At 68.2% G+C, this 11,425-nt stretch carries 3 protein-coding genes; all 3 read right to left on the reverse strand.

The features are described 5' to 3' along the window. Window positions 1-34: 34 nt before the first annotated feature. Window positions 35-4,612, reverse strand: coding sequence for an alpha-L-arabinofuranosidase C-terminal domain-containing protein (locus ESP70_RS13715; RefSeq protein ID WP_188110634.1), 4,578 nt, complete (start codon window positions 4,610-4,612; stop codon window positions 35-37). A gap of 168 nt (window positions 4,613-4,780) precedes the next feature. After that, window positions 4,781-9,838: a family 43 glycosylhydrolase gene (locus ESP70_RS13720; RefSeq protein WP_223148737.1), complete on the reverse strand. Its 5,058-nt coding sequence runs from the start codon at window positions 9,836-9,838 to the stop codon at window positions 4,781-4,783. A gap of 59 nt (window positions 9,839-9,897) precedes the next feature. Next, the gene (gene araA / locus ESP70_RS13725) at window positions 9,898-11,400 is read right to left on the reverse strand and encodes an L-arabinose isomerase (protein ID WP_149689893.1); all 1,503 of its coding nucleotides are present in this window, start codon (window positions 11,398-11,400) and stop codon (window positions 9,898-9,900) included. Between the last annotated feature and the right edge of the window lie 25 nt (window positions 11,401-11,425).

Genomic DNA, 11,425 nt, shown 5'->3' on the forward strand with positions numbered 1-11,425 from the left:
ACGCCCCTTGCTGATGGTGATGGACACGGCCGGCCTACTTCACTCGCAGGTAGGCCGAGGCGGCGGACGAGCCGAGGACGGTCGGCGACCCGGAGTACTTCACCCGGAGCACGTACGTGTCGCGCTTCGACAGCCGCGGCAGGGTGATGTTGGCCCGGCCCGTCGCGCCGACCTGGCCGGTGCGCTCGGTGATGAGCTTCCCGTCGCGGTAGACCCTGACGGTCACCGTGCCGCCGGCCGCCGTCGTCGGACTGGTGGTGACCAGGGCCGACACCTTGGCGTGCTGCGACCTCGTGATGGTCGTCGACGAGAGCGTCGCCTTGGTGCGCGACGACGCCTTCGCCACCGTGAGGCCGGCCGAGTCCTCGGAAGCCGCGAACTCGGCACTGCCGGCATACCGGGCGACCAGCGTCTTGGTGCCGACGCCGATGGTCGATGCCTTGAGGCTGAGCACGGCCTGACCGTTGGCCAGCACGCCGGACGCGATCAGGGTCGCGCCCGAGCGGATCGACACCTCTCCTGCCGGGGTCCCGGCCGTGGCCTTGACCCGTACGGTCGCGGTGACCTTGCCGCCGATCTTGACCGTCGAGCTCGACAGCGTCAGCGCTGTCGCGGTCGTGGTGAGCGGCTGGCCCTTGGCCGGCACGACAGTCGTGTTGGTCCCCTCGACGTTGCCGAGCTTGTCGATCGCGCGGAACTCGACGGTCGTCTCCTCGTCACCGACCGTCACGGGCTGCGCGTACGTCGTCCAGTCCCCCGCGCCGGCGCGGTACTCGATCCGGTCGAGGCCGGCACCGGAGTCCGCCGCCGAGAGCGTCACGGTGCGCGCCTCGGCGTCGACGACGGCCTTGGAGACCGGCGGTGTCGCATCGATCGTGAACGTCACCGGGCGCGTCTCACCGACGTTGCCCGACGAGTCGACCGCCCGGACCGCGACGGTGTGGGTGCCGTTGCCGGCGACCTCGAACGACGCGTTCGCGCCGTCCTTGGTCGTGAACGCGCCGCCGTCGACCGAGACCTCGAGGTGGTCGACCTTGCGGTCGTCCGTGGCCTCGACCTTGACCGTCACCGGGTCGGCGTAGGTGCCGCGCGAGCTGTCACCCTCGAGCTCGAGGCTCGACACGACCGGCGCCTCGGCGTCGACCGTCTCCATCCGCAGGAACGTGACCGACGAGGCCGGGAACTCGTATGTGAACGAGTCCGAGAGCCCGTCGACCGAGCTCGTGACCGGCACGACCTTGGTCGGGCTCGACTTGGAGTTGGTGTCGGTCAGCGACGACGCGGTCAGCTGCGTGACCTTGCCGGCGCCCTTGATCCCCACGTCGGAGACGTCGACCGCCGTGCGGACCGGCTTGGTCGCGGTGTTGACGACCTTGGCGACGAGGTCGCCGGACTTCTTGTCGCGCGTCACGACCTGGAACAGCTTCTCGGTCGACCCTGCCTCGTCGTACGACATCTGCAGCTCACCGTCGAGGTAGAGCTTGATCGTGTGCCCCTCGACCACGACCTTGATGTGGTACGTCTGACCGGTCACGAGGCTCGTGTTCTCCAGCGCCTTGACCTCGCTCGCCGCGCCGCCGGACGCCTTCTGCAGCACCGACCGGGTGTTGCCCCAGCCGCCGATGTTCCACCAGTAGAAGTCGTTGGTGTCCTTGGCGCCGAAGCCGACCAGGAAACCTTCGGCCCCCGACTGCTTCGTGGCGTCGAGCTCGAGCGTGTAGTTGCTCCAGTCCTTCGCGTACGCACCGGTGACGATGCTGCGGGCGTCGTTGACCGAGGTCGACGACTGGACGTACGTGCCGCCCGTCGCGGCCCAGGTGCCCGACTGCGGCGACCACTTCGACGCGTCGTCGAACTGGTCGGAGAACAGCGTGTCGCCGGTGTCGTTGGACTTCACCGTGAGGTTGTCGTACGCCGCAGCGGTGCTCCAGGTCGACAGGAACACGCCGCCCGAGATGTCCTCCGGCTGGTTGACCGCGCCGTCGAACGTGCTCGGCACGACCTCGTCGCCGACGTTGTTGCCGAACATCTTCTGGACCTCCCAGTTCGGCGACGACCACGACTCGTCGTTGTCGAACCAGATCGCGTCCGGCGTCCATTGCACGTTGGACTCGTTGGCGAGCAGCGGTGCGTACGACGCGAGCCTCACGACGTCGGCGTTGCGCTGCAGGGCCGTCATGTAGGACGCCTCCGACAGGGCGTTGCCAAACGTGTTGCCGCGCGACGCGTACTCACCGAGGAAGACCTTGGGTCCGCTGCGGTCGTACGTGTCGTAACGGTGGTTGTTGGCCAGGAACCAGCTCGGGTCGCGGTAGTAGTGCTCGTCGACGAGGTCGACCTTCTGCGCCCGGTTGAAGTTCCACAGCGTGTCGAAGCGCGCACCCGACGAGTCCGGCCCGGAGTTCGAGATGATCTTGATGTCCGGGTACTTCGCCTTGATGGCGTCGCGGAACTGCGGGAAGTTGGCCTCGAACGTCGTGGTGTTCTCCTCGTTGCCGAGCCCGATCATCTTCAGCCCGAACGGCTTGGGGTGGCCCAGCGCGGCGCGCTTGGCGCCCCACTCGGTGTCGGTGCCGCCGTTGGCGAACTCGATCAGGTCGACCGTGTCGTCGACCCAGCGCGCGATCTGCGTTGGGTCGTGCATCTCCGCCAGCCCGGCGCCACCGCAGCCGTTGGCGCCGACGGACAGCACCGGGAGCGGCTGTGCGCCGAGGTCCTCGGCCAGCTCGAAGTACTCCAGGTAGCCGATGCCGTACGACTGGTTGTAGCCCCAGAAGTTCCAGTTCGTCGGGCGCTGCTCGACCGGCCCGATCGTCTCCTTCCACTGGTACGTCCGCTTGCGGTCTGTGTAGTTGCTCTCCTCGTACGACTTGAACGTGCCGACGTTCGTGACGCAGCCACCAGGGAAGCGGACGAACGAGGGCTTCATGTCGGCGACCTTCTCAGCGAGGTCCTTGCGGAGCACCGACTTGCCGTTGACCGGACCGACCCAGCGGTCCTCGGGCATGAACGAGACCATGTCGACCCGGATCGTCGACGCAGCGCCCGCGAGCACGGCGTAGCGGCCGGCGTCGGTCGTGTCGGTCGCGGTCACCTCGACGTCGTACTTCTTCCAGGTGTCGCTGCCGTCGACCGCGACCTTCGCGGTGGCCACGACTGCAGTGTTGGCGTTGTTCTCGACGCGCAGCGTCAGGTCCTGGGCCGTGGTGCTGCGGGCCCAGATCGAGGCGGTGTAGGTCGCCCCGGCCTTGACCGCGACGCCGTTGTTGAAGCTCGTGTTGCGCACGCCGTCACCGGCCGCCGCCGCGTCGAGCTCGAGGTAGTTGCGGTTCATCGCGTTGAGCCGCTCGCCGTCGTTGACCACCGACGCCGTCGTGCCGTTGCCGCTGCGGTCGAGCGTCTGCCATCCGGTGAGGCCGTTGAACGAGCCGTTGTCGGAGGAGTTGAACTCGAACGAGCGGTTGCGGACGAGCTCGGCGTAGAGCCCGCCGTCGGCCGCGTAGTTGATGTCCTCGAAGAAGATGCCGAACATCGTGTCGCTGATCGACGCGCCCTTGCCGTCGCCGTCGATCTGCAGCGACGCGATGTCGTCGTCGACCTCGGTCAGGGTGAAGCGTGCGGCGTCCTGCCGGTCGCCCATGACGATCGCACCGTTGTCGCCCTCGGTCGCGTACGAGTCGCCGTCGGCAGCCTCGCGGATGAAGAGCTTGCCGCCGCCCGCATCCGTCAGGCGCAGCGCGGTGGGATCTGCGCCGAGGGTCAGTCGCCCGTCGACGACCGCGACCGGCTTGCCGTCATCCTTGGTCCGGACGTTCACGGTGCCCTCGCCGGCCGCCTCCGCGGTCAGCCGCAGGCTCGCCGTGGGCGGCGTGGCGGTCAGCTTCAGGTCCGTGCCGTCACTGACGAGATACGGCTTGTCGCCGGTGCTCTTGAGCGCGAACGTCGTGCCCGGCACGATGTCGTCGCCCTGCGCGGCGTCGACGGAGAAGTAGTCGAACGTGGTCGGCAGCGGCGTGCCGTCCTGGGCGCCCAGCGCGTAGAGCCCGACCTGCGTCGTGTCGAACGCGACGTCGACGGATCCGGCAGCGACCCACGCGTTGGTCTCGTCGTTCCAGTAGCTCGTCGTGATCGTGTCGCCGACGCGCTGCAGCCGCAGCGTCGCCGAGCTCGCGCCGGGCAGGTCCGCGAACGAGGCGGCCCGGAACGAGGCTCCGGTCTCGACGTCGTTCTCGACCGCGATGCCGGACGGCGAGAGGCTGCCGACGAACGTCAGCCCCGAACGTACGTAGTTGTCGATGTCCTTCCAGGCGATCAGACCGGCACCCTGGTAGACCTTGCCGACCGGCGCGGAGAGCTTGGTGACTGCCGTGAAGTCACCGGCCGGGACGTCGACCATGAAGATGTTCTTGGCCGTGTTGGTGCCTTGGTAGGTGTCGCCGACCTGGCCCGTGACCGCGAGCTTGCCGTCGGTCACCGAGTAGTTGTCGGAGTCCTCGTTCGTGATGTTCCAGTCGGCCGAGAGGCTGCTGCCGCTGAAGTCGTCGCGCCACCCCGTCGTCGTGGGGTCCGCGGCGCTCGCAACCTGCGGCGACAGCGTTGTGAGCGTTAACAATCCTGCGATGGCAAACAGCGTGCTGCGTCGCAGCGAGCGCCGTCCGGTGGTCGGGGTGGAGATTCTCACGATGTGCCTGCTCTCGGAGGGTGGTGCCGACAACTGAAGATGGATGGAAACCGGCCGGCACCACCTCACTGGAGGAGAGGAGGTGGTGCCGCCCGGGTCTTAGCGGACGCGGATCCTGACCGTGTCCGAGCTGGAGAGCACACCCGCAGATCCCCGATAGGAGAACGTGAAGGTGTGCAGGCCTCGCTTGACGACGCGATAGCTCGACGAGACCTTGCCGCCACGCACCGTCAGTGTCTTGATGTGCCGGCCGCGATACGAGATGTCGACCTTGCCGTCCGGCGTGACGCCGCTGGCGGTGATCGTCGCGCGCAGCTTGACGGTCGTGCCGCTGCGCACCGAGGTGTCGTTGAGCGAGGCGTTCGTACGGCTGACCGCCTTGACGACCTTGGCGGTCGGCTGCGACACCGCCGTGCCGGGCGTGACGCCGGCCTTCGTGACGGTGACCTGTACCGCGATGCGGTGCCCGGCGTCCTTGCCGGTCAACCGGTACGTACGTCCCGTCGCGCCGGTGATCGGCGTGCCGTCACGCAGCCAGCGCCGGGTGAACGTCAGTCCGGCCTGGTCCCACTCGCCGTCGAACGCCGTCAGGAGCGAACCGACCCGCGGGATGCCGAGCACGACCGGCGCGGTCGTTGCGACCGGAGCCGGGCCGGGACCGGGGTCAACCGCCTTGGCGATCTCGAGCGATCCCGTCGCACCCTGGTTGCCGGCGTTGTCGGTGGCCCGGTACGTCAGCGTGTGCGCCGCCCCGTCGACCACGACCGGTGCCGTGTAGGCCAGCCAGTCGCCGCCGTCGAGCTGGTACTGCACCGACGCGACGCCCGAGTCCTCGTCCGTCGCGGTCAGCGTCACGGTGCGGTCGTCGAGCTTCGCCGACGTCGCCGGATCCGTGAGGTCGACCTTGACGGCGAGCGAGGAGACGCCGCTCCACATCAGGTTGTCGCCCTGGGCGCGGTAGTCGATGCCGTACGTACCGGCGTCGAGCGCGACCGGTGCGTCGTACGTCGTCCACTCACCTTCAGCGATGCGGTACTGGAGCTTCTTGACCCCGCTGCCGCCCGTGAGGGTCAGCGCGGCACCCGTGCCGTACCAGCCACCCGTGCCGGGGTGCGAGACCTCGGCCTGCGGCGCGGGTCCTTCGTACGCCAGAGGGTCGACGCTCTCGAGGGTCGGGACGACCTTCTTGATCGTGCCGTCGGCGTTGAAGTAGAGCCGGTCGATCGTGGTCTCCCGGTGCGTGCCGTCGCCGCCGGGGATCGCGAACCGGTGGTAGGCGATGTACCAGTCGTCGGTCCCGGGCACCTGGATGATCGAGTGGTGCCCCGTGCCGAGGATGCCGAGGCTCGAGTCCTTGGTGAGGATCTCGCCCTTGTTGGTGAACGGCCCGGTGGGGCTGTCGCCGATGGCATAGCCGACCCGGTAGTTCTCGCTGCCGGTGTCGTCGATCGACCACGAGGCGTAGTACTTGCCGCCGCGCTTGTTCATGAACATGCCCTCGCGGAAGCCCGTGAGCCCCGTGAGCTCGACCCGCTTGGAGACGTCGTACGACGTCATGTCCGGGTTGAGCGGCACGACGTACGACTTGCCGTTGCCCCAGTAGAGGTAGGACGTGCCGTCGTCGTCCGTGAACACCGCCGGGTCGATCTGCTGGGCGTTGTTGTAGTCGGCCTTGCTGACCAGCGGCTTGCCGATCGGATCCGTGAACGGTCCCAGCGGCGAGTCGGAGACCGCGACGCCGATGTTCTGCTGCGCCGAGAAGTAGAAGTAGTACTTGCCGTCCTTCTCCGTCGCGGTCGGCGCCCAGGCGTTGCTGTCGGCCCAGGAGATGTCCGGGCCCAGGTCGAGGATCGTGCCGTGCTCGGTCCAGTCGACGAGGTTCTTGGACGACCACACCTTGAACTTCGAGCTGCCCCAGCCGGCGATGCCGTCGGTGGTCGCATAGATGTAGTAGGTGTCGCCGAATCGCACGATGTTGGGGTCGGCGTTGTAGCCCGGCAGGATCGGCGACTTCATCTCGACCGCCCGGACCTTCCAGTCCCGGGTGTCCCCGTTGGCGGCCGTGACGGTGAACGTCTTCGCGGCGCTCAGGTCGATCGGCCCGGTGACCTCGGGCGTGATGGTCGACGTCGACGCGATGTCGAACGCCGGCTGCAGCGCCGTGAGGTCGGTGCCCTTGGCGACGGGCAGCGTGACGGTGCTCGTCGCCCCGTCGATGATCGGGTCGACCTTGAGGCTGTCGAGCTCGACGCCTGTGATCGCGGTCGGATCGGAGCCGAGATCCCTGACCTCGGTCGCCGACAGCGCACGGTTGTAGATGCGGAAGTCCGCGACCTTGCCCTTGAGGTACTTGTCGGCGTTGTAGACCGAGCGGCCGATGTAGTTGGCGGTCGTACGACCGCCACCGATGTCGCCCGGCACGATCGTGACGCCGGTCTTCTCGCCGACCTTGACGCCGTCGAGATAGATCGTGGCGGTCCCGTCCTTGAGCGTGTAGGTCAGCGTCTTCCAGGCACCGCGCGGCGCGGCCGCGTCGTCCGTCGCGGTCTGCTCGGTCGTCCAGTTGCCGCTCGCGATCGAGGTCCGGTACTTGTCGTTGCCGCCCGTGAACAGGTAGCCGCTGCCGGCCCCACCGGAGTCGGTGTTGCCGAGACCCCAGATGAAGTAGGGCGTGGCCTGGTTCGGGTCGATCCAGACCTTGGTCGAGACCGTGATCTGGTCGATCCCGGTCAGGATGTTGTCCGGGAGCTTGACGTGGCCGTTGGTGCCGCCGAGGGTCAGCGAGCCGTCCGCCCAGCTGGCGTCCCCGCTCAACGTCCCGTCGTAGCCGTTGCCGGACGAGTCCTTGACGGTCGTGCCGGAGGTGTCGTCGAGCGCGTAGTGCACGACCTCGCCGTCGGCGTTCGCCTTGACCGGGTCGGGATCGTTGCGCAGGCGCTTGAGCTCGTCGGCCGTGACCGGGATGACCGTGCCGTGGCGCGGGCTGCCGGGGAGCTTGTAGCTGGCCGGGACCTTCCAGTCCGGGGCGTCGATCGTGTCGGTGCCGAGCGGGATGTAGCCGCGTCCGCCGTACTCGTCGGTGAAGAGGTAGTACTTCGAGCCGGACGTGTCGCCCGCATTGGCCTTGAACGCCGTCGGTCCCTCGACCGCGGACGTGCCGGCCTTCTTGCCGATGCAGGAGTCCTCGATCTTCCACGCGGGGTTGTTGATGTCCCAGCCGGGCTGGCTCGCGTCGTCGACCGCGAGGAGATCGTCGCTCTTCTCCTGGATGATGTCGGAGCAGCCGGTCACGCCGCCCTCGTCCTTGGTGAAGCGGTGGTACGTGCTGCCGTCCTTGAGGACCGTCGAGTCGATGCGCGAGGCGCCGAAGTCCTGCCAGACCTTGGGCTTGCTGAACGTCCGGAAGTCGCGCGTCGTCGCGTACAGCATCTTCTGGTACGTCGAGCCGGAGTGCGTCGTGTCGCTCTCGGCGTACAGCTTCGAAGCCCAGAACACGACGTACGAGCCGAGCTCGTCGGACCAGTAGGCCTCGGGGGCCCAGGTGTTGCCCGCGGTGTCGGGCGAGACCTTGACGTGGCGCTGCTCGGACCAGTTCACGAGGTCGGTGGACTCCCAGACCTCGAGGTACTTGCTGCCCGTGCGCTGCGACGCGTCCCAGTTGGTCGCGTCGATGTCGAGGTCGGTCGCGATGAGGTAGAACTTGTCGCCCTCGGGAGAGCGGATCAGGAACGGATCGCGGAGGCCGGTCGTGCCCATCGTGGACTTGAGCGTGGCCTTGCCGCCGTTGAGCTCGTCCCACTGCAGGGCGTTGTTGCCACGGCTGGCGGCGAAGAAGATGCTCTCCTCGGCGCCCGTGAAGTAGCTGAACGCGTAGCCGGCGTAGGGGCCGAGGTCGGGCTTCGGCGTCACGGTCGCGGTGATCTGGCGGGTGGCCGTGGCCGAGCCGACCGTGACCGTCGCGGTCAGGTGGACCGTCGCCGGGTCGGCGCCGTGGGCCGGGCGGTGCACGATGCCGTCGGTGTCGATGACGGAGGTGTCGTCGGACGCCCAGGCGATCGTCGAGCCGTGGCTGCCGCTGGTGGGCAGCGTGATGTTGCCTCGCACGTCGTCGACGTCGGGGATGCTGATGGCTGCCGCGTCGGCGTCGGCCCGCTGCTGGTCACCCTCGGCCGGCAGCACCGTGGCCTGGAACGTCTTGGTGTCGCTCGCCGTGCCGCGGGTCAGCGTCGCGGTCAGCGTGACCGTCGCGGGATCGTCCGTCGGTCCCGGGCGGGTCACGGTGCCGTCGTTGGCGATGATCGCGGGGTTGCTGGAGGACCACGTCACCGCCGAGCCGCGCTGGCCGGTGGCCGGCAGGTTCAGGTCGTCGGTGACGGCCGAGAGATCGCCGAGAGACAGGACGGCCTTGTCGGACGCCACGATGTCGGCGTCGCTCGGGGCGAGCGAGGTGACCTCGGCCGCGGTGAGCGCGCGGTTGTAGATGCGGAAGTTGCGGACCTTGCCCTTGAGGAACTTGTCCGCGGCGTAGTTGGACTTGCCGATGTTGTTGTTGACCGTCGTGCCGCCGCCGATGTCGCTCGGCTTGACCGTCACCGCGGTGTTCTGCGCGACCTGGACACCGTCCTCGTACAGCGTGCCGGTCGTGCCGGTCTGCGTGTAGGTGACGGTCTTCCAGACGCCGCGGGCCAGGGCGGCGTTCTTGCTCGTGACCTTCTCGCCGGACCAGTTGGTGAGGGTCAGGCCGGTACGGAACGCGTCGCCGCTCGCGAAGAAGTAGCCCGTGCCGGACGACGAGGTGGCGGAGTTGCCGAACCCCCAGATGAAGTATGGCGTCGCTTGCGCCTGCTCGATGTACACCTCGGTCGAGACCGTGATCGACGAGAGCCCCGCCATGATGTTGTTGGGCAGCTTGACGTAGTCGTCGGTGCCGTCGAGCGTCAGCCCGCTCGCCCCACCCCACGTGGCGCCGCCGTTGAGCGTGCCGTCCCTGCCGTTGCCCGACGAGTCGGTGACCGTCGTGCCCGAGCTCTGCGTCAGGTCGTACTTGAGCACGAGCCCGTCCGTCACGTCGGCCGCGTGAGCCGTCATGGGCAGGCCCACGACCAGCCCCGCGAGGAGCGCGAACACCGCGACACAGGCCGATGTGACCTGGGTCACAGACCGAAAATGGGTAGGGCTGCTCATGATGTCTCCCGATGGGTTGGTGTGGGTGAAGGTCAGAGACCGGCGGCGAGCCGGTGATACGCCTGGTTCCAGCGCAGCTCTCTGAGGAAGTTCTTGGGCGTCGTGTCCGCGTTGATGTGCAACAGCTCGGTGCTGAGGATCTCGGCGAGGTCGTCGAACTCCTCGATCCCGACCGCCGTCGAGAGCACCGTGTGGTGCGGGCCGCCGGCCATGATCCAGGCCTCAGCCGCCGTCGCGAGCGACGGATGCGCCTGCCAGACCGCGCACGCCACGGGCAGCTGGGGCAACGGCTCGTCGGGCTCGACCAGCGTGATGTCGTTGGCGGTCAGGCGGAACCGGTCACCGAGGTCCGAGAGCCCCACGACGATGCCTTCGCCCTGGTCGGCGATGAACCGCATGCGTACGGGATCCTCGCGGCCACCGATGCCGAGCGGGTGCACCTCGATCGTCGGCTTGGTGGTCGAGATCGTGGGGCAGACCTCGAGCATGTGGGCGCCGAGGGACTTCTCGTTGCCCGGCTCCAGGTGGTACGTGTAGTCCTCCATGAACGACGTCCCGCCGGGACGGCCCGCCGCCATGGCCTTGGTCGTACGCACCAGGACCGACGTCTTCCAGTCACCCTCACCGCCGAAGCCGTAGCCGTCGGCCATCAGGCGCTGGACCGCGAGCCCGGGCAGCTGGCGCAGCCCGCCGAGGTCTTCGAAGTTCGTGGTGAACGCGCCGAAGCCGCCCTCCTCGAGGAACTGCCGCATGCCGGCCTCGACCCGCGCGCCGTAACGCAGTGAGTCGTGCCGCGACCCGCCGACGCGCAGCTCGGCCGCGACGTCGTAGAGGTCCTGGTACTCGCTGACGAGCTTGTCGATCACGGTCTCGTCGACCGCGTCGACGACCTCGACGAGATCGTTGACGCCGTAGGTGTTGACCGAGACGCCGAACCGCAGCTGAGCCTCGACCTTGTCGCCCTCGGTCACCGCGACGTCGCGCATGTTGTCGCCGAAGCGGGCGAGCTTGAGCGATCGCATCTCCGAGGCGCCCGCAGCAGCACGCACCCAGACGCCGACGCGCCGGCCGACGTCAGCGTTGCTGACGTGGCCGACGACGGTCTTGCGGGCGACCCCGAGGCGGGTCTGGATGTAGCCGAACTCCCGGTCGCCATGGGCGGCCTGGTTGAGGTTCATGAAGTCCATGTCGATCGTGGACCACGGGATCTCCCGGTGCGCCTGCGTGTGCAGGTGCAGGAACGGCTTGCGCAGCGCGTCCAGCCCGTTGATCCACATCTTGGCCGGCGAGAACGTGTGCATCCAGCCGATCAGGCCGATGCAGGTGTCGTCGGCGTTCGCCTCGAGGATCGTCCGGCGGATCGCGTCGGACGAGGTCAGGACCGGCTTCCACACGATGCGGATCGTGAGGTCCGGGTGAGCGGCCAGCGTGTCGGCGACCTCGCGCGACTGGTCGGCGACCTGCTGGAGCGTCTCCTCGCCGTAGAGGCCCTGGCTTCCGGTCAGGAACCAGATCTCGCGGTCGGCGGTGCTCATGGACGTCTCCTTCTGATGGGTCGCG

The sequence above is a fragment of the Aeromicrobium ginsengisoli genome, assembly GCF_004134905.2.
In the GTDB taxonomy this organism is placed as follows: Bacteria; Actinomycetota; Actinomycetes; order Propionibacteriales; family Nocardioidaceae; genus Aeromicrobium; species Aeromicrobium ginsengisoli.

Bases quoted from the DNA above. Each gene is read 5' to 3' on its own strand.
- araA (WP_149689893.1), bottom strand. From the start codon at position 11,400: ATGAGCACCGCCGACCGCGAGATCTGGTTCCTGACCGGAAGCCAGGGC.